17 protein-coding genes are annotated in these 18,778 nt (G+C 65.4%); 9 read left to right on the top strand and 8 right to left on the bottom strand.

What is annotated here, in order from left to right:
• Positions 1 to 16: 16 nt before the first annotated feature.
• The gene (locus HL671_RS01180) at positions 17 to 760 is read right to left on the bottom strand and encodes a F0F1 ATP synthase subunit A (protein WP_012041158.1); all 744 of its coding nucleotides are present in this window, start codon (positions 758 to 760) and stop codon (positions 17 to 19) included.
• Between the two features lie 88 nt (positions 761 to 848).
• Positions 849 to 1,226 (bottom strand): AtpZ/AtpI family protein, encoded by a 378-nt coding sequence (locus HL671_RS01185; RefSeq protein WP_041750308.1) that lies wholly within the window; start codon positions 1,224 to 1,226, stop codon positions 849 to 851.
• 272 nt (positions 1,227 to 1,498) lie between these two features.
• Between HL671_RS01185 and HL671_RS01190 the strand changes: the two genes are divergently transcribed.
• From HL671_RS01190 to HL671_RS01200, 3 genes are all read left to right on the top strand, one after another.
• A complete protein-coding gene (locus HL671_RS01190; RefSeq protein ID WP_012041159.1) occupies positions 1,499 to 2,122 on the top strand; it encodes a 2-hydroxychromene-2-carboxylate isomerase in 624 nt (207 codons plus the stop codon).
• Between the two features lie 102 nt (positions 2,123 to 2,224).
• On the top strand, positions 2,225 to 2,779 hold the full coding sequence (locus HL671_RS01195; protein WP_172235359.1) for a hypothetical protein: 555 nt from the start codon (positions 2,225 to 2,227) through the stop codon (positions 2,777 to 2,779).
• Between the two features lie 24 nt (positions 2,780 to 2,803).
• The gene (locus HL671_RS01200; protein ID WP_012041161.1) at positions 2,804 to 3,271 is read left to right on the top strand and encodes a secondary thiamine-phosphate synthase enzyme YjbQ; all 468 of its coding nucleotides are present in this window, start codon (positions 2,804 to 2,806) and stop codon (positions 3,269 to 3,271) included.
• Between the two features lie 105 nt (positions 3,272 to 3,376).
• Here HL671_RS01200 and HL671_RS01205 read toward each other — a convergent pair whose 3' ends face one another.
• Positions 3,377 to 5,002 (bottom strand): MFS transporter, encoded by a 1,626-nt coding sequence (locus tag HL671_RS01205; protein WP_246579438.1) that lies wholly within the window; start codon positions 5,000 to 5,002, stop codon positions 3,377 to 3,379.
• A gap of 397 nt (positions 5,003 to 5,399) precedes the next feature.
• Between HL671_RS01205 and HL671_RS01210 the strand changes: the two genes are divergently transcribed.
• From HL671_RS01210 to HL671_RS01235, 6 genes are all read left to right on the top strand, one after another.
• Entirely contained in the window at positions 5,400 to 6,074 is a 675-nt protein-coding gene (locus tag HL671_RS01210; RefSeq protein WP_172235361.1) for a response regulator, read from the top strand.
• Positions 6,075 to 7,005: 931 nt separating this feature from the next.
• The gene (locus tag HL671_RS01215; RefSeq protein ID WP_041750310.1) at positions 7,006 to 7,329 is read left to right on the top strand and encodes a PadR family transcriptional regulator; all 324 of its coding nucleotides are present in this window, start codon (positions 7,006 to 7,008) and stop codon (positions 7,327 to 7,329) included.
• Positions 7,329 to 7,907 carry a DUF1700 domain-containing protein gene (locus HL671_RS01220; RefSeq protein WP_172235362.1) on the top strand — a complete coding sequence of 193 codons (579 nt, stop codon included), beginning with the start codon at positions 7,329 to 7,331 and terminating at the stop codon, positions 7,905 to 7,907. Before HL671_RS01215 ends, HL671_RS01220 begins: the two co-directional genes overlap by 1 nt.
• Before the next feature lie 16 nt (positions 7,908 to 7,923).
• Complete coding sequence (locus HL671_RS01225; RefSeq protein ID WP_172235363.1) at positions 7,924 to 8,880, top strand: GIN domain-containing protein; 957 nt, start codon at positions 7,924 to 7,926, stop codon at positions 8,878 to 8,880.
• Between the two features lie 38 nt (positions 8,881 to 8,918).
• Positions 8,919 to 9,908, top strand: coding sequence for an alpha/beta hydrolase family protein (locus tag HL671_RS01230; RefSeq protein ID WP_246579437.1), 990 nt, complete (start codon positions 8,919 to 8,921; stop codon positions 9,906 to 9,908).
• A gap of 125 nt (positions 9,909 to 10,033) precedes the next feature.
• A complete protein-coding gene (locus HL671_RS01235; protein WP_172235365.1) occupies positions 10,034 to 12,088 on the top strand; it encodes a DUF3857 domain-containing transglutaminase family protein in 2,055 nt (684 codons plus the stop codon).
• A 92-nt stretch (positions 12,089 to 12,180) separates the two neighbouring features.
• Here HL671_RS01235 and HL671_RS01240 read toward each other — a convergent pair whose 3' ends face one another.
• From HL671_RS01240 to HL671_RS01260, 5 genes are all read right to left on the bottom strand, one after another.
• A complete protein-coding gene (locus HL671_RS01240) occupies positions 12,181 to 12,408 on the bottom strand; it encodes a DUF6894 family protein (RefSeq protein WP_012041169.1) in 228 nt (75 codons plus the stop codon).
• Positions 12,408 to 13,136: a Crp/Fnr family transcriptional regulator gene (locus HL671_RS01245; protein ID WP_041750312.1), complete on the bottom strand. Its 729-nt coding sequence runs from the start codon at positions 13,134 to 13,136 to the stop codon at positions 12,408 to 12,410. Before HL671_RS01245 ends, HL671_RS01240 begins: the two co-directional genes overlap by 1 nt.
• Before the next feature lie 208 nt (positions 13,137 to 13,344).
• Positions 13,345 to 16,854, bottom strand: coding sequence for a PAS domain-containing hybrid sensor histidine kinase/response regulator (locus HL671_RS01250; protein ID WP_172235366.1), 3,510 nt, complete (start codon positions 16,852 to 16,854; stop codon positions 13,345 to 13,347).
• Positions 16,855 to 17,093: 239 nt separating this feature from the next.
• Positions 17,094 to 18,323: a 5-aminolevulinate synthase gene (gene hemA, locus HL671_RS01255; protein WP_172235367.1), complete on the bottom strand. Its 1,230-nt coding sequence runs from the start codon at positions 18,321 to 18,323 to the stop codon at positions 17,094 to 17,096.
• A gap of 235 nt (positions 18,324 to 18,558) precedes the next feature.
• A complete protein-coding gene (locus HL671_RS01260; protein ID WP_012041173.1) occupies positions 18,559 to 18,759 on the bottom strand; it encodes a hypothetical protein in 201 nt (66 codons plus the stop codon).
• Positions 18,760 to 18,778: the final 19 nt, after the last annotated feature.

An 18,778-nucleotide genomic window follows, 5' to 3' on the forward strand; every position in this document is an offset into this window, starting at 1 on the left:
GGTAGAGAGGGCCGGATCAGTGGCCCGGATGGATAGCATCGTTGAGATAGATGCAGGTGAGGATCGTGAAGACGTAGGCCTGAAGGAACGCAACCATCAGCTCGAGGCCGGTCAAGGCGACCGTGAGGCCGAGCGGCAGCAGCGCGCCGACCTTGCCGACGAAGCCGAGCGCGCCGAGCATGGTCACGAAGCTCGCGAACACTTTCAGCGTGACGTGGCCGGCCAGCATGTTGGCGAACAGACGGACGCTGTGCGAGATCGGGCGGGAGAAGAAGGAGATGATTTCGATCACGACCACCAGCGGCAGGATCACCGCGGGGATGCCGGAGGGGACGAACAGCTTAAAGAACTTCAGGCCGTTCTTGTAGAAGCCGTAGATGATGACCGTCAGGAACACCAAGAGCGCCAGCGAGAAGGTGACGATGATGTGGCTGGAGACGGTGAAGGTGTAGGGGATGATGCCGACGATGTTCGAGACGAAGATGAACATGAACAGCGAGAACACCAGCGGGAAGAACGTCATGCCGTGCGAGCCGGCGCTGGTTCTGAGGGTGTTGGCGACGAATTCGTAGGACAGCTCGACCACCGACTGGAACCGGCCCGGGACGAGCGCGCGCCCGGCGGCCAGCATCATGCCGGCGATCAGGACGACCGCGAGCAGCATGTACGCGGTGGAGTTGGTGAAGGCGATCTCCTGATTGCCGATATGGCCGATCGTGAAGATCTTGTTGAGGTGGAATTGATGGATCGGATCGATCATCCGCGTGGCGTCTCAGTTGTTCACCGGCCACGCCGGCGCTTTGCAATTCACTCGTTTGTCTTCCGCGCTGAGGTCTGCCGCGCATGTCTCATTGGCGGGACCTGTCGGGAGCTATGCCTGCAGATCTCACCACGTTCAACACGCCGGCGGCGAAGCCGAGCAGGAAAAACACGATAAATCCGAAGGGCGATGTCGACAGCAAGCGGTCGAAGCCCCAGCCAAGCACCGCGCCGACGAGGACACCGGCAATCAACTCGGAGGACAGTCGCAGTCCACGCGCCATGGCCGAAGCCCGGGCTGCTGTGTCACCGCTGCCGTTTCCAGGTTGATCAGCCCCGATCTTTCGGCCGTCCCGCATTTGGGACAACCGCTGGTCGAGACTTCCGAGCCTTGCGGAAAGCGCAACCTCATCAGGCGACTTGTCGCGATCTCCGGGTCCGCTGCGCTCGTTCGTGCCATCCGACATCTGTGGAGACCCGATCCGTTGCTGCGAGTTTCAGGAAATAGCGCCCCATCGCCCTTTAAAGCCGCGCGGACCATACTGACCGCATCCCCCCAAGTCAAGATTGCGTGTTGATCTGTTAGATGCCTGAATTTGCTCGTTTTCTCGGCTTTTTCGTCAGATCGGTCGCGGGTGTCACCGCGCCGCATCAACAGCGTTCTCGGCGGTTGCGATCTTGCGTCCTCCGGAGCCCTCTGATCCGATGCCGCTGAACCCGAACCGGGGTGGGACTCCGCATGCCGCGCCACATCGACTATTATTTCTCGCTGCAATCCCCATGGGCCTATATTGGTCATCGCCTGTTCCGCGACATTGCCGCCAGCCATGGCGCTGCCGTGGCCGTCAAGCCGGTGATGCTGCTCGATCTGTTCGCCGAGACCGGGGGCCTGCCGCTGGCGCGGCGTCATCCGGCGCGGCAGCGCTACCGTATCGTCGAGCTTAAGCGCTGGCGCGACAAGCGGGGGCTCGATTTTCATCTCCAGCCCAGGAACTGGCCGTTCAACGCCCGGCTCGCGGATGGGGTGGTCATCGCCGCAATGCAGGCGGGGCTTGATCCGGAGCCCTATCTGCAGCGCGCCTTCCCGGCGATCTGGGAGCAACAGCTCAATCTCGGGGACGCCGAGGTGATCACGCGCTTGGCCGATGCGGCCGGACTGCCCGGGCGCGATCTCGTCGCCAAGTCGGGGTCGGACGCGGTCGCGGCGGTCTACGAGCAGAATCGCCAGGATGCCATCGCCGCCGATGTGTTCGGCTCGCCCGCTTATGTGCTGGACGGCGAGATCTTCTGGGGCCAGGACCGGCTCGAGCTCCTGGCCGACGCGTTGAAATCCGGCCGCTCCGCCTATACGTCCGAGCCATAGGTGCGAGCTGTGGCAGGTGACCGCACCTCGCGCAACGTCATGGCGGCGACACAAAATGAGCGTGCATGGCGGCCATCGCGACCGCATTCTGGAGAGCGAGCCATGAGTCTCACGAAGCCATACCGGCGGCCCCTCATTGCGCTCCTGGCGTTGAGCTGCCTGGGCGGAGAGGCCTGGGCTGCGGAGGAGACCGCGCCAGATGGCGACAAGGGGCGCTACACGATGTCGACGACGCCGGACGGCGTGGTCCGGCTCGACACCAGGACCGGTGCGGTCTCGACCTGCAACAACAACGCCGGTTCCGGCTGGGCGTGCTACGCCGTTCCCGACGAGCGGGCCGCGTTGGATGCCGAGATCGGCCGGCTGCAGGCAGAGAACGAAAAGTTGAAAGCCCAGCTGGCTTCGCGCGATCAGAGCATCTCCGGCAAGATCGACGAGCCGCTGCCGAAGGACCAGGCGCTGCCAAAGTCCGATCAGTTGAAGAAGGCCGAGCCGAAAGCCGGCGAATCGAAATCGACCGATGGAACGCGCAAGCTCGAGATCCCGTTGCCCAGCGACCAGGACATGGAGCGCATGATGGGCTTTCTGGAGCAGGCTTGGCGCCGGCTGCTCGACATGGCCGCGCGGGTGCAGAAGGACGTCTCGGGCAAGATCTGACCCCGCGTCGAGGAGGCTGGACGCATGATCGCACGATCCATCACGCGGACGGCGCCTGCGGCGGTGCCCATCACCACGGTCGTGACCTCGACACTGGCCGTGCAGACGCCGGGCCGCGGCTTCAGTGATCTCACGCGCGAGGTCGACGCCTTCCTGCGCGATATCTCCGCGAAAGAAGGGGCGGTGACGGTCTTCATCCGGCACACGTCGGCGTCGTTGACGATCCAGGAGAATGCCGACCCGACCGTGCTGCGCGATCTCACCTCGGCGCTGGCGCGGCTGGCGCCGGAGAATGCCGGCTGGGTGCATGACACCGAAGGTCCCGACGATATGCCGGCCCACATCAAGACCATGCTGAGCGCTGTCTCGCTCCAGGTGCCGGTGCAGGACGGCCGGATGCTGCTCGGCACCTGGCAGGCGATCTATCTCATTGAGCATCGCGCGCGTCCGCATCGGCGCGAGGTGGTGCTGCAGTTCATCGGCGCGGTCTGAAGTCAAAAGACAAGACCCATCGGCTGAAATGCGGAACGGCCGCGGAGTGATCCGCGGCCGTTCTCTGCAATAGAGAGGCGAGCGGGGTCGCCGCTCGCATCGTGATCAGGTCGACTGGATATCGACGTCCTTGGTCTCCGGCAGGAACAGGAAGCCGACCACCGCGGTGATGACGGCGAACGTGATCGGGTACCAGAGGCCGGCATAGATGTCGCCGGTCGAGGCCACGATCGCGAAGGCCGTTGCGGGCAGCAGGCCGCCGAACCAGCCGTTGCCGATGTGGTAGGGCAGCGACATCGAGGTGTAGCGGATCTTGGTCGGGAACAGTTCGACCAGCATCGCGGCGATCGGGCCGTACACCATGGTGACGAAGATCACCAGGATGAACAGCAGGCCGATGATCGCGGCGACCTGCGGACGGAAGACGTCGAACGGATGCGCCATCTTCACGATCCCCGGGTTGCCGGCCTTCGGATAGCCGGCGTCGGCGATCGCAGACGTCAGGGCCGGATTGCTGGTCTTGGCGTCGGTGTAGGGCACTTCCTTGCCGTTCAAGGTGACCTTCACGCCGGAGCCGGCCGGGCCAGGAACGGTCGAGTACTTGACCGAGGACTGGGCCAGGAAGGCGCGAGCGGTGTCGCAAGGCGCGGTGAAGACGCGGGTGCCGACCGGGTTGAACAGGTCTCCACAACCGGCCGGATCTGCCACGACTTCCACCTTCACCGACTCGATCGCCTTCTCCAGCGCCGGGTTGGCGTTGCTGGTGATCATCTTGAAGATCGGGAAGAAGGTCAGCGCCGCGATCAGGCAGCCGCCCATGATGATCGGCTTGCGGCCGATCTTGTCGGAGAGGATGCCGAACACGATGAAGAAGCCGGTGCCGAGCAGCAGCGACCAGGCGATGAGCAGGTTGGCGGTGTAGCCGTCGACCTTCAGGATCGATTGCAGGAAGAACAACGCGTAGAACTGGCCGGTGTACCAGACGACGCCCTGGCCCATGGTCGCGCCGATCAGCGCGAGCAGCACGATCTTGCCGTTGTTCCAGTTCGCGAACGCTTCCGTCAGCGGCGCCTTCGAGCTCTTGCCCTCTTCCTTCATCTTCTGGAACACGGGCGATTCGTTGAGGCGCAGACGGATCCAGACGGAGACGCCGAGCAGCAGCACGGACACCAGGAACGGCACGCGCCAGCCCCATTTGGCGAAGTCGGCCTCGCCGATGATGGTGCGGGTGAACAGGATCACCAGCAGCGACAGGAACAGGCCCATCGTGGCCGTCGTCTGGATGAAGGAGGTGTAGTAGCCGCGCTTGCCCATTGGCGCATGCTCGGCGACATAGGTGGCGGCGCCGCCATACTCACCGCCGAGCGCAAGGCCCTGCAACAGGCGTAGACCGATCAGGATCACCGGCGCGGCGAAGCCGATGGTCTCGGCGTTCGGCAAGATGCCGACGATGAAGGTCGACAGACCCATGATCAGGATCGTGACCAGGAAGGTGTATTTGCGGCCGACGATGTCGCCGATGCGGCCGAACACGATGGCGCCGAACGGGCGGACCAGGAAGCCGGCGGCGAAGGCCAGCAGCGCGAAAATGTCGCGGGTGGCCGGCGGATAGCTACTGAAGAACTGCGCGCCGATGATCGAGGCGAGGGACCCGTAAAGGTAGAAATCGTACCACTCGAAGACAGTGCCGAGAGAGGACGCCAGAATGACGAAGCGCTCGTCCTTCGTCATGCCTCCCGATCTCGCTTGTGTGGCGACCATTGTTGACATTGGCATTCGCTCCCCAAGATCGTTGTGCTGATGGTTTCGTCCCCGCATGCCGGACTTGGACGGCGCTGGTCGCGGAGACCTTGGCGCTTAAGTAACATTGCAGTGAAACCCGGCCCAATACGACTTTCGGCCCTGGCGGCTGCGGCGCACGGAAACATGGGGACATTGCGGCGGATCAAGTTCGCCTAACGGTCGCCGCGTTATCGATGTTGCGCCGCACAAGGCGCAGATTAACCGCTCTTCCTGCAAGTGGAATTGCATGCTTGCATGCAACCAGTCGCCGGGCGAGTATTTCACAAAAGCCGGGCGGCGTGCAGCTGAGGCGCGTGGCCGGCGTCGTAAGGTCAAGTCAGAATTCATGGCGGCTGCCACCACCCACCTTGTCATTGCCGATGATCACCCGCTGTTCCGCAACGCGCTGCGGCAGGCGGTCACGAGCGTGCTCGCGGAGGCCGTGGTCGACGAGGCCGGCTCCTTCGAAGACCTGACCACGCTGCTGGAGAAGGATTCCGAGGTCGATCTCGTGCTGCTCGACCTGACGATGCCCGGCATTTCCGGCTTTTCCGGGCTCATCTACCTGCGCGCGCAATATCCGGCGATCCCGGTCGTCATCGTCTCGGCCAGCGACGATGGCGCGACAATCCGCCGCTCGCTCGATTTCGGTGCCTCCGGCTTCATCCCGAAGCGGTTCGGCGTCGACACGCTGCGCGACGCCATCATGAAGGTGATGGATGGCGACGTCTGGGTGCCGCCCGACACCGACCTTGCCGCCGGCGCCGATCCGGAGATGACCAGGCTCCGTGACCGCCTGGTCACCCTGACCCCGCAGCAGGTGCGGGTGCTGATGATGCTGTCCCAGGGGCTGCTCAACAAGCAGATCGCCTATGAGCTCGGCGTCTCCGAGGCGACCATCAAGGCGCATGTCTCGGCCATCCTGCAGAAGCTCGGCGTCGAGAGCCGGACACAGGCGGTGATCGCCGCGGCGAAGATCGCAGGCTCCGCCTGGCGGCAGGACGCGCCGACGGGGAAGTGAGGAGATGATCGCCTGTTGATCTCGGCGGTCGCCAACCTTGAACCGCATGCATGGTATGCGACCGAGTGATTGAGTTCGGCGAATTGTTTGCGGCCGTCCTGGGGACGTGGCTTGCGACGGTCCGTGAGGAAAAGGTCTGTCTCCACGGCGGGATCGCTGGTCCTCTCCAACGCCACGCTGTTCCTGGTCCTCTGTAGCGCGAGTTGCAGAACTCCCCCTCATGGTGAGGAGCGGCCGAAGGCGCGTCTCGAACCATGAGGCCCCCTGTCCGGGCCTCGCCCTTCGAGACGCCCGCCCGCGCGGCGGGCTCCCCAGGGTGAGGAGCGACATCGTCGGCGCGAAAGCCACAGGCTCGGAGCTGAGCGCGAAACCAAGTCATTCGGTCGATCCATCGCGCCACGCTTTTCCCGCCTCGCGGCGCAATCAGCGTCCGAGTTTTGCCAATCATTCGCCCTCCGGAAAACTGAGGGCACAGAGAAGGCCGGGCGCTGGCCGCGCCCGTGGCCCGCCTGCAGCAAAAAAAGCAGGCGGCAGTCACCACAGGTCTGGCCGAACACATCGGCGGGCTCAACCCGTCGTCAGCAACATCGTCGTCACCGACTTGGCATCAGCACCGGGATGACAGGACCACACGGCTTGACCGTGCGCACCGGATCGTTCGTCCGCAGGCCAAAGTCCGCTGCGCCCCGGCGCGCCCACCGCATCCCGCGCCCCACGTTCGTGACGATCGCGAAGCGCCCCTCATGGCGGGCACGGGACGATGCAGGGATAGCATTATTTCTGGAAAAAAGAAATGGATGTCTGTCTGCTGAGCCGGGGATTTCGATGCGCTGGGCGACCTCGGGAGCTGCGGGCTGTACGTCCTACGAACGTTCGATCATTCATAAACAGGTACCTTGTAAAACAAGGTACCTTGCGATACCTTGCTGTCATGACAGAGCAGATGCAGGTCCAGCTCAAGAAGGGGGCGCTCGAATTGTGCGTGCTGGCGCTGTTGGCGCGGGGCGAGAGCTATGCCTACGAGATTGCCAGCTCGCTGTCCGCCGGCGTGGGCATCGGCGAGGGGACGATCTATCCTTTGATGCGGCGCATGCAGGACGACAAGCTGGTCGAAACCCGTCTGGCCGAATCCAATAGCGGCCCGCCGCGCAAATATTATCGGCTCACGCCCGCCGGCCGTGCCGCCTTCGCGGCGCAGAAGCGCGAGTGGCGCATGTTTTCCGATGCCGTCAATACATTGCTGGGAGAACGCTGATGGACCGCGCAGCCTTCCTGGGCCTCCTCAAGGATGGTCTCGCCGGCTTGCCTGCTGATGATATCGACGAGATCGTCGCGGACTACATGTCCTACTTCGATGAAGCCGCCGCGTCGGGGCGCGACGAAATAGAGGTGGCCGCGGCGTTGGGCGACCCGCGCCGGCTGGCGCGCGAGCTGCGCGCCGAAACCGGGCTGCGCCATTGGGAGACGCACCGCAGCCTGGGCAACTCCGCTGCCGTGCTGCTGGCGCTCGGTGGATTGGCGACGGTCGACATCGTGTTGCTGCTCCCGCTGCTGTTCGCCGTCCTGCTGGTGACCCTGGCGCTCGGCCTCATCGTCTTCGTGCTCGGAATCGTCGGTCTCGGGCTGCTGCTCAGTCTCTTGAAGATTGGGCACTTCGCCTCGATCGCCGCGATGGCGCTGCGGGCGGTGGCTGGTATCGGGCTCGTCGCCGGCAGCATCGGCTGCGGCGCGCTGCTGCTGCTGGCGCTCAATGCCGCGGTGAGGATGCTCGGCAATTATGCCCGGCTGCACTACCGGCTGCTCAGGCCGGGACACGACCTGGCTCAATCATAGATCAGAGGGGTGCGTGATGAGTGGACGACTCGGACGAATTGCGATGGTGTCACTGAGCGTCGCCGGGCTGTGCGGGGTCATTACCGCGCTGGCCTCGGCGCAGGACTGGGTCGAGGGTGGTGATCTGCCTTGGACAGGCCTCTCTTGGGTCAGAACCTCCTGGGCGGGCGCATCGCGCAGCTGCACCCCGCTGCCGGGGGCGAACAAGACCGGCTCGCGCGAGCGTCGCACGGCCGACCTGGCCTGGTCAGGCAGCGACGCCGTCATGATCAGGATTCCGGCGCAGGTGCATTTCAGGCCGGGGCCATCGCCCAAGGCGAGCGTGACCGGTGACGCCGACATCGTCGAGCACGTCCGCCTGCGGGACGGCCAGCTCGCATGGGACACGGCCGAGTGGGGCCACGCGATCGACTGTCTCCAGCCGGACGATCTCGTCGTCCAGCTCTCCGGCCCTGCGGTCACCGCATGGACCGTGAGTGGATCGGCCGCCCTCGATCTCTCCGATCTCCACCAGGACGTGGTGCGGATCACGGCGCGTGGCAGCGGTGCCGTGACGGCCAGCGGCGACGTCCGCGACGTCGCCGTCGAAGCGGCCGGCTCCGGCCAGGTAGACCTCGGCCGTCTGGTCACCCAGACAGCCACGGCGAACCTGCACGGCAGCGGCAATCTCAGGCTTGCCGACGCCAAGCAGGAGTCGCTGCGCCTCACGCTGCACGGCAGCGGCGCCGTCAGCGCCAGCGGAACGGCGCATGAGGTGTCGCTGGACTCGTCGGGCTCCGGGCGTGCCGATCTCGGCCGGCTGGTCGCCGATCGCGCCAGCGCAACGGTCCGCGGCAGCGGCGACGTCGACCTCGCGCCGCGCCAGGATGCCGACATCTCCGTTTCCGGGAGCGCCGTCGTGCGGCTGCACGGCACGGTGGCGCGGATCAACTCGCACGTCTCGGGATCAGGACAGGTCAAGCAGGTGCCGTAGGCTCATCGCCCGAGATGCATCAGCCAAGGAGGACCCCGATGTTCGCTGTTATCCGCGCCTGCCAAGTCTTCTCGATCCTCGCCGTCTGTCTCACTGCCACGCTGACGCACGCCGCCGGTCTGCGAGCGATCGACATTGCCGCGGCGTCCGACGGTCCGGAGATCCATGGCATGGTCTGGTATCCATGCGCGGAACAGCCGACCGAGATCCCCATCGGCGGCGGCTTCACGTTGACGGGGGTGAAGGACTGCCCCCTCATGGGCGGGCATCTGCCGCTCGTTGTCGCCTCGCATGGGCGCGGCGGTTCGCTGCTCAGCAATCGCGATACGGCCGAGGCGCTTGCCGACCACGGCTTCGTGGTCGCGGCGATCAATCATCCTGGCGATACCGCGCGGGATCGGAGCAGGTCGGGCGATCTCTCGGTGTTCGTCGAGCGGCCCGCCGACATCAAGCGGCTGATCGACTTCATGGTCGGCCCGTCGCCCTTCGCGGCCGACATCGATCGCGACCGCATCGGCTTCTTCGGCTTTTCGCGCGGCGGCTACACCGGGCTCGTGCTGCTCGGTGCCGATCCGGATTGGGCGGGAGCGGCGTCCGATTATTGTCAGCCAATCCGGAGACTGTTCTGCCAGGAGATCCTGGACAAACGAACGCCATCGCAACCGCTGACGCATGATCCGCGGATCAAGGCTGCGGTGCTCGCCGATCCCTTGGCGATCTTCTTCTCGCCCGCGAGCTTCGCCCCGATCAAGACGCCAGTTCAGCTCTGGGCCTCGAGTCGCGGCGGCGACGGCGTGCTGCCCAGCCATGTCGCTTTCGTCGACGCCAATCTTCCGGCAGCACACGACTATCGCGTGGTGCCGAACTCCGGCCACTTCGCGTTCTTCCTGTGTCCGCCGGCGCTGGTCCAGGGGCAGTCCGAGCTCTGCGTCGATGCACCGGGTTTCGACCGTACGGCCTTCCACGCTGAGTTCAACGCCGAGGTGCTTGCGTTCTTCCGGACATGGCTCGTCCCCACGGCGAAGTGAGATGCGCGGCTGACGAGTCCGCAGCGATGAGCGGATGATCGTTCGGCGCCTTTGCCCACGGCCTTTGCTTGAACGTTTTCGTGAACGATTGTACCTCAAGCGGGCGTGTTTGGGGGCGTGTTGTCGTGAACGATATCGGGGAGAGCGGTCGCGGCGGGTCGGCGACGGTCAGCGTCGATGAGGTTCGCTATGCACCCGTGCCGGCGTGGGTCGACCTTGTCCCCTACGAGACGGAGCCGTCGCCCGATCAGGAGTCGGCCATCGCCAATGGCGTTTGCCGGCTGCTCTCCGACATGCAGGTCGACCTCACCGGCCCCGAGCTCTGCTGGAGCTACCGGACCGCGCAGCGGATCCTGACCAAGGAGGGCGCCGAGCGGGCGTCCCACATCGTCATCGAGTTCGATCCCGGCTACCAGAGGCTCGAGGTCCATGCGGTGCGCATCCGGCGCGGCGATCAGTCTGTCGATCATGCACGGCCTGGTTGCTTCCAGGTCTTTCGCCGCGAGCGGGACATTGAGCGCCTGATGCTCAACGGGCGTCTCACTGCCTCTTTCCTGGTGCCGGACGTCAGGGCGAACGACATCCTGGAGTTCAGCTGCTCACTCTATGGCGAGACGCCGATCCTCAAGGGCAAATACCAATCATGGGTGGCCTTCGAAGGGACCAATCCGAGCTTCGACTATCGCCATCGGCTGCTGAAGCGGCGTGATCGCGCCATCGCCAGCAGGGAGTTCAACGATCCGCCGCCTGCAACGGTGAGCGTGACCGGCGAGATCGAGGAGATTTGTCGACGTCTGCGCGGCCAGAGAAAGCGCGGCCCGAGCGCACCGTTGACGCCGTCCTGGGAGATCGAAGACCCAGCCTTTCAGCTCAGCGAGTTCGTTGGATGGAGCGATGTCGCGGGCCTGATGGTGGCGGCCTATGACAGCGCCGAGATTCCTGCGACATTGGCCGACGAGATCGACCGGATCGGTGTGGCCCATCCCGATCCGGCGCAACGCGCGGCCGAGTGGCTGCGCTTCGTGCAGCGCGAATTGCGCTATTTCTTTCTTGCATTGGGAGAGGGCGGCCTGGTGCCGCGCGAGCTCGATGCGATCTGGGCCGGTCGGTTCGGCGACTGCAAGGACAAAGCGCGCCTCTATGTGGCTGGCGCGCGCCGCCTCGGCCTGGAGGCTTGCGCGGCCCTGGTCTCCACGACGCATGGCCGTACGCTCGACCGGGTGCTGCCGAGCCCGGCCGTGTTCGATCACTGCATCGTGCGTGTCCGGCTCGACGGCAAGAGCTACTGGCTCGATCCGACGCTGCCGCTGCAAGGCGGTGGCCTCGACCAGATCGAGCTGCCCCATCTCGGATGGGCCTTGCCGCTGGCCGCAGACGCCTCGCAGCTGGAAAAGCTGCCCGAGCAAGCCGTCAGGCATATCATCCATTGCCACGATGATTGGCGCATCGGTCCTTCGCGCCAATCTCCGGCCTCGCTGCATCGCAGCCTCGAGTTTTCGGCCTGGGGCGCCGACCACATCAGAAACCTGATTGCGAATGAGGGCGAGGCCGGCTTCTCGCGAGCCTTGCTGCGTCAGTTGCAGGCGAGCTGGCCGGCGGCGGCCGAGTCCGCGGCGATCGCGATCCAGGATGATCAGTTGCAGAACAAGATCGTCGTGGATGCCCGATATACGATCAGTGACTGCTGGCGAGCATCCGACACGCCGGACAAGATTCAACTGCAGTTCGTCGAATCCAATATCAGCACGGACTTGTCGGGCGCCGGCCTCGCCGCCCGCGAGCACGATATCTATGTTGGACGCCCCCGACGGCTCTCCTGGCTGCTTCACGTCGAACTGCCCCGCGCTTGGCCGCGAGCGAAAGCTGACGAAACCCATGCCTTGCCCGGGCTGACGCTGACCAGCCGGTACGGCGTGGACGGCCGTCATGTCGACAGCTTCAAGGAGCTGACCGTCGAGACGTGGACGTTGCCGCGCGCCAAGGCCGAGGATTATGATCTCCTGGTGAAATGTGCGCAGCAGAACATTCTCTCGATCCAGGCCTCGGCCAAGCACGACAAGGTCCGTGCGCCCGGCTTCCGGTCCAACCTGAACCTGAATATCTCGGTGTATGTCGCGTTTCTGGTTCTCTGGTTCGTCTACAACGTGCTCCGGACCTTGTTGACGTCCGGCAGGCATTGAACCGGCGCGCACAGGTGGTGATCGGGACGGCGGGGCAGGCGTTCGGCGGCCGCCCGCATCGCCCATGGTGATGATGCCCTGGCCGCCAGCGCCTACCGCAGATCCTTCATCTTCAAGTAGACGACGATCTCGAACAAGGGGCCGTCGTCGTCCCGTACCGTCACCTTGATCGCCGATCCGTTGGCGATGAAGAGGTCCTCGGCGATGGTGGTCGCGGCCCTCAGCGCCTCGCGGCGGGCGGCGGCGGGGTCAAGAAAGTCTGCGCCGTCATCGTCATTCGCAGCGTAGAAATCGTCCCGAATGTCGAAGAAGTAGCGCATCAGAGAGCCGGATCCAGATGAAGATACAGAGGGTCGAAATCGGCGGCGTGACGCAGTCCTTCGAGGTCGAAAATCGTGATCGCGCCACGCTCGATCTCCAACAGCCCCTTCGTGCGAAGCTCCTGTAGAACTCTATTCAAATGAACCGTGCTTGTTCCTATGGCTTCGGCGAGAACGACCTGGGTCGCCGGGAACTTGAAGGACAATCCGGTCACGCGCCCCACCGCGGCGAGCCGCTCGTAGACCTCGACGACCAGATGTGCGAGCCGGCTCGCAGCCTCGCGCCGCCCGACATTGCAGATCCATTCCCGGAACAGCGCGGCGTCGATCAGGGTGTCCCGCCAGAGCGCTTCGGCCACGTCCGGATTGTTCCTGACCACTGCGCGCAGCGGATCGTGCGGAACAAAACCCAGCGTGCAATCCCCCAGCGTCGTGACCTCATGGTCGAGCACGTGAAGGTAGAGGCTCTGCAGATCGGGGATGTCGCCCGGCTGATGAAACGCGAGAATCTGCCGGCTGCCCTCGCCGACGATCTTCGAGCGCTGCACGAAGCCGTCGACGATAAGACAGCAGACGGCGGGCCGGTCGCCGGTCGCGACGATCGTCTGCCCGCCCTCCATCCGCCTGATCGTGATCGGAAGCCGCCGGATGCTCTGCTCGACCTCCGGCGAAAGGTCGGACGTCAGGCGCAGGCGCTTGAGCAAAGGTGCAAATGGATCAATCGTCATGGTTCGCTCCCAGCCGAAAAACGGCTGACGGGGCGGCAAGGTTCCAGCGGCGAAGGGGACGGTCACGCGCCACCTCTGCGCGTCCTGGCTGTAGGGTCAGCCTTGACGAGGTCGCCGACACGCCGCGACCGCGGGCAAGAGGCACTGCAGGCGGTGCTCCTCACCACCAGCGGCGAGATCTCGCTTGGTGACGTGGGCCAGGTCGGGTCTATTCCGCCGCCACCATCTGCTGGATCCGCCATTGCCCGAGCAGCGCGCGCAGCGACGCAGGCTTCAGCGGCTTGTTCAGCACGGCGATGTTTTCGTCGCGGGCGGCGGCGCGGACATGGGGGCTGCGGTCGGCGGTGATCAGGATCGCCGGCAGCGCCTCGTCGAAGCGGCGGCGGATGTCGCGGATGGCGGCGATGCCGTTGCCGCGATCGAGGTGATAATCGACCAGGAGCCCCGTGATGGCGCCGTTGCGGGCGGCGATGGCCTCGACGGCGGATTCCGGATCAGGGACGGCGATCACCTCGGCGTCCCAGGCGGTGAGCAGGGTGCGCATGCCGTCGAGAATGGCCGGGTCGTTCTCGATGCAGACGATCAGCGCGCCGGAGATCGGCGTCGTTGCCAGCGGCGTGGCGCTGGTGACGGCGGCGGTGTGATTGACCGCCTTGGCGATCGGCACCGTCACCGAGAAGGCCGAGCCGCGGCCGGGCTGCGAGTCCAGCGCAATGCCGTGATTGAGCACGCGCGCGATGCGCTCGACGATCGAAAGGCCGAGGCCGAGGCCGCGGGCGATGCGCGCGCCCTGTTCGAGGCGGTGGAATTCCTTGAAGATCTCGCCGCGCTTGACCGGCGGGATGCCGACGCCGGTGTCCCAGACGCCGATCTGCAGCGATGCGCCGCGGCGGCGGCAGCCGACCAGCACGCGGCCCTTGGGCGTGTATTTGATGGCGTTGGAGATGAGGTTCTGCAGCAGCCGGCGCAGCAGCAGCCGATCTGATTCCACCGGCAGCGAACACGGCACGAAGGTCAGCGCGAGGCCCTTGGCGCGCGCCGCCGGCGCGAATTCGATCTCCAGCGAGCGCATCAGATCGGCCATCTTGAAGCTTGAGACCTGTGGCGTCATCGCGCCGGCATCGAGCCGGGAAATGTCGAGCAGCGCGCCCAGGATTTCCTCGATGGCTTCAAGGGAGTCGTCGATGTTCTCGACCAGGCGCGACTCCTCGCCAGCGGTCTGCCGCTCGACCAGGCTTGTGATGTAGAGCCGCGCGGCATTCAGCGGCTGCAGGATGTCGTGGCTGGCCGCCGCGAGAAAGCGGGTCTTGGAGATGTTGGCATCCTCGGCGGCGCTCTTGGCCAGCGCGAGCTCGGAGTTCAGCCGCGTCAGCTCCTCGGTGCGGTCGCGCACGCGCTTTTCGAGCGTCGCATTGGCGCGCTCCAGTGCCTCGGCGGCTTCGAAGGAGGGCGTCACATCGGTGAAGGTGATGACGAGGCCGCCATCCGGCATGCGATTGGTGCGGACCTCGATCACCATGTGGCGGTCGGCGAGACGTTCGAGATAGGGCTCGCCCTCGGTGGTGTAGGCGGCGAGCCGGCGTGCCAGCAGTGCCTCGCTGTCCTCATAGGTCGGCGCGCCGATTGTGCCCATGAATTCGAGGATTTCTTTCAAGGGACTGCCGATCTGCACCAGATGCGGCGGCAGGCCGAGCAGATCGACGAACTGGCCGTTGGAGCAGATCAGCTGCAGATCGGCGTCGAACACGGCGATGCCCTGGCGCACATGGTTGAGCGCGGTCTGCAGGATCTCCCGGTTGAAATGCAGCGCGGCGTGGGAGTCGTCGAGCAGCTTCAGCGCCGCCTTCGCCGACACGGTGCGCTTGCGCAGCAAGAGCGACATCACGAGGCGCGACGACGCCGCGCCGATCGAGGAGGCGATGAGGTGCTCGGCATGGCGCAGCAGTTCGAAATCGGCGGGCGCCGCCGGATCGAGCGGCAGGTTGCGCTGGGCGGCAAACGCCTCGAACGAGGCGCGGGCGCGGTCGGGGCCGAGATATTGGCCGACCGTGGTCTGGATGTCCTGCACGGTCACGGTGGAGCGCCAGCGCCGGAAGCTCGGCGCGCTGGGCGTCAGCTCGGCCGGCACGAACAGGTCGGCCTGCAACAGCTCGATCGACGACGGCTGCCGGGCCAGCGACAGCACGATGTAGGTGAGCAGGTTGAGCGACAGGCTCCACAGCACGCCATGCAGCAGCGGCGGCAGATCGGTGCCGAGCAGCGCCTGCGGCTTGAGCGCCTCGAGCCCGAACGGACCATGCTGCAAGAACAGAATGCCCGACGTGGACGTGTCGAGGAAGCTCGGGATGAACAGCGTGTACAGCCAGACGGCGAAGCCGACCAGCATGCCGCCCATCGCGCCGCGCGCGGTGGCGCGCCGCCACAACAGGCCGCCGAAGAAGCTCGGCGCCAGCTGCGCGATCGCGGCAAAGGACAACAGGCCGATCGCGGCGAGCTGGGTCGTGCCGAGCGCGCGGTAGTAGAAATAGGCCATCACCATGATGGCGAAGATCGCGATCCGCCTTGTGCCGAGCAGGAAGCCTGCGAAGTCGCGCCCGATCTCGCGCTGCTCCTGCTGGCGCTGCAGCACCAGGGGCACGACGATGTCGTTGCACACCATGATCGACAGCGCGACGCATTCGACGATCACCATGGCGGTCGCGGCCGACAGGCCGCCGACGAAGACCAGCACCGACAGCCATTGCGAGTTGGCCTCGATCGGCAGCGCCAGCACATACATGTCGCTGTCGACCGCGCCGAACGGAAAGGTGATGAGGCCGGCGAGCGCGATCGGGATCACGAACAAATTGATCGCGACGAGATATAGCGGGAACATCCAGCGCGCCCGCGACACCTCGGCGTCGTCGGCATTCTCGACCACGCTGACGTGAAACTGGCGCGGCAGCAGCATCGCGGCGCAGAACGACAGCAGCGTCATGGTCAGGAAGCTGCCGATGCCCGGCACATATTCCAGCGCGCGCTCGGCCTCGGGAGACTTCATCGCGCGCTCGATCAGCTCGACCGGCGAGAACATCCAGAAGGTGACGAAGGCGCCTGCCGCGATGAAGGCGATCAGCTTGATGATCGATTCGGTCGCGACCGCCAGCATCAACCCGTGCTGATGCTCGGTGGCGTCGGTCTGGCGGGTGCCGAACAGCACCGCGAAGATCGCCATTGCGAGCGTCACCATCAGTGCCATGTCGCCGACGATCGGGATATGAGCGAAGGCGCGGTCGTCGACCATGATGGTTTCGAGCGACGACGCCACCGCCTTGAGCTGCAGCGCGATATAGGGCACCGAGCCGATGATCGCGATCAGCGCCACCGTCGCCGCCACGGCCTGGCTCTTGCCGTAGCGGGCGCCGATCAGGTCGGCCACCGAGGTGATGTTTTGCGACTTGGCGAGCTGGATCACCCGGCGCAGCAGCGGCGTGCAGGCGCCGACCATCAGGATCGGCCCGAGATAGATCGCGAGGAAGTCGACGCTGTTGCGCGAGGCGAAGCCGACCGAGCCGAAGAAGGTCCAGGACGTGCAATAGATGGCGAGCGACAGCGGGTAGATCAGCCCGGCCAAGCGCGACGGCCGCCGGTCGCCGGCCCGGTTGCCACGGCTGGCGACCAGGAACAGAAAGCCGATATAGCCGAACGCAGCGGCGATCACGCCCCAGTCATGCAGCATGGCTTTGCGCGAACTCCTCGGTCGCTCCACCCTGTGGATCGGGACGCGAACTTAGCGCTTTGCCGGAGGCGGGGCGATAGCGATGTGGCGGCGGACGCTGGAATAGGGATGTCGCGCGTCATCGTGTTGAGAGCCGAGCTCTTACGGCTCGGCCGGTCGGCTCCCCTCCCCCTTGCGTGGAGGGGAGCGCACCGCCTTGGCGGCGGGGGGCTGTGCGCTCACCAAAGCAGAAGCGAAAACTACTCCGCCGCCAGCGGCTTCTTGTGCAGTGCGAGGCCGAGGCGTTCCCAGACCTGCAGCAGGGCCTCGGCGAGGCGGTCGATCAGGCCGTCATCGTGATAGGGGGAGGGCGTGATGCGCAGGCGCTCGGTGCCCTTGGCGACGGTCGGATAATTGATCGGCTGGATGTAGATGCCGTGCTCTTCGAGCAGCAGGTCGGAGACCTGCTTGCACTTCTCGGGATCGCCGACGAACAGCGGCACGATATGGGTGTCATTGGCCATGACCGGCAGGCCGGCGGCATTGAGGATCGACTTGACGCGTGCGGCGCGGTCCTGGTGGCGCTCGCGTTCCCAGCTCGACGACTTCAGGTGCCTGATCGCAGCAGTGGCCGCCGAGCAGATCGGCGGCGGCAGCGCGGTCGTGAAGATGAAGCCCGGCGCGTAGGAGCGCACGGCGTCGATGATCTCGCCCTTGGCGGCGATATAGCCGCCGAGGCAGCCGAACGCCTTCGCAAGCGTGCCTTCGAGGATGTCGATGCGGTGCATGACGCCGTCGCGCTCGGCGATGCCGCCGCCGCGTGGGCCGTACATGCCGACCGCATGCACCTCGTCGACATAGGTCATCGCCTTGTAGCGCTCGGCGAGATCGCAGATCGCCGAGAGCGGCGCGACGTCGCCGTCCATCGAATACAGGCTCTCGCAGGCGATCAGCTTCGGCCGGTCGGGGCCGGCGGCGATCAGCAGCTGCTCGAGATGGGCGAGATCGTTGTGGCGCCAGATCTGGCGCTCGCAGCCGGACTGGCGCACGCCCTCGATCATCGAATTGTGGTTGAGCGCGTCCGACAGGATCAGGCAGTCCGGGATCAGCTTGGCGAGCGTAGCGATGCCGGTCTGGTTGGAGACATAGCCCGAGGTGAACAGCAGCGCCGCTTCCTTGCCGTGGAGATCGGCGAGCTCGGCTTCCAGTTGCACCAGCGGATGATGCGTTCCGGCGATGTTGCGGGTGCCGCCGGCGCCGGTGCCGACCCTGGTCGCGGTCTCGACCATCGCGCCGACCACCTTCGGATGCTGACCCATGCCGAGATAGTCGTTGGAGCACCAGATCACGACATTGCGCGGACCGCTCGGGGAATGCCAGGTCGCGTGCGGGAACCGGCCGGCGATGCGTTCGAGATCGGCGAAAACCCTGTAGCGACGTTCATCATGCAGACGACCGAGGGCGGCACTGAAGTACTGGCTGTAGTCCATCACGAAACCTGACGTGCTGCGCTGCAGCGCAGCGCCTGGAACGGACCCTCTAAGCGACGGGGTTCTAAAGCCTTCTTAGAGCGTTTCCAGAGCGGCTGTCGAGCCGGAATCCCACGGCAGGAGTTGGGCGATTTGTCCAAGGCCGTCGCGAAGCGGGGCAATGTCGGCCGAACCGCGCTTGCATTGTGGCGACGTTGCGGAGTGGCGGCGTTGCGGAGCGGCGCCGGTCGATCTGTCAGCCGCCGCTCTCAGGCTCATCCGCGACCGAAGTCACCGCCGGATGGGCGAGCCGCTCCTGGTAACGCCGGATGTTTGCCACCACCTCGGGTGGCCATTCGCGTCGGGTCAGCTCGGCCGGATCGACGCTGCCGATGCGATCTGCCTCGCCTTCGGTTTCGAAGGCGACGGCTCCGCCGCCAAGATTGAGACGAAACATGGTTTCTCCCGAAAGCCCG

The organism is Bradyrhizobium denitrificans (genome assembly GCF_013179005.1).
GTDB classification, from domain to species: domain Bacteria; phylum Pseudomonadota; class Alphaproteobacteria; order Rhizobiales; family Xanthobacteraceae; genus Bradyrhizobium; species Bradyrhizobium denitrificans.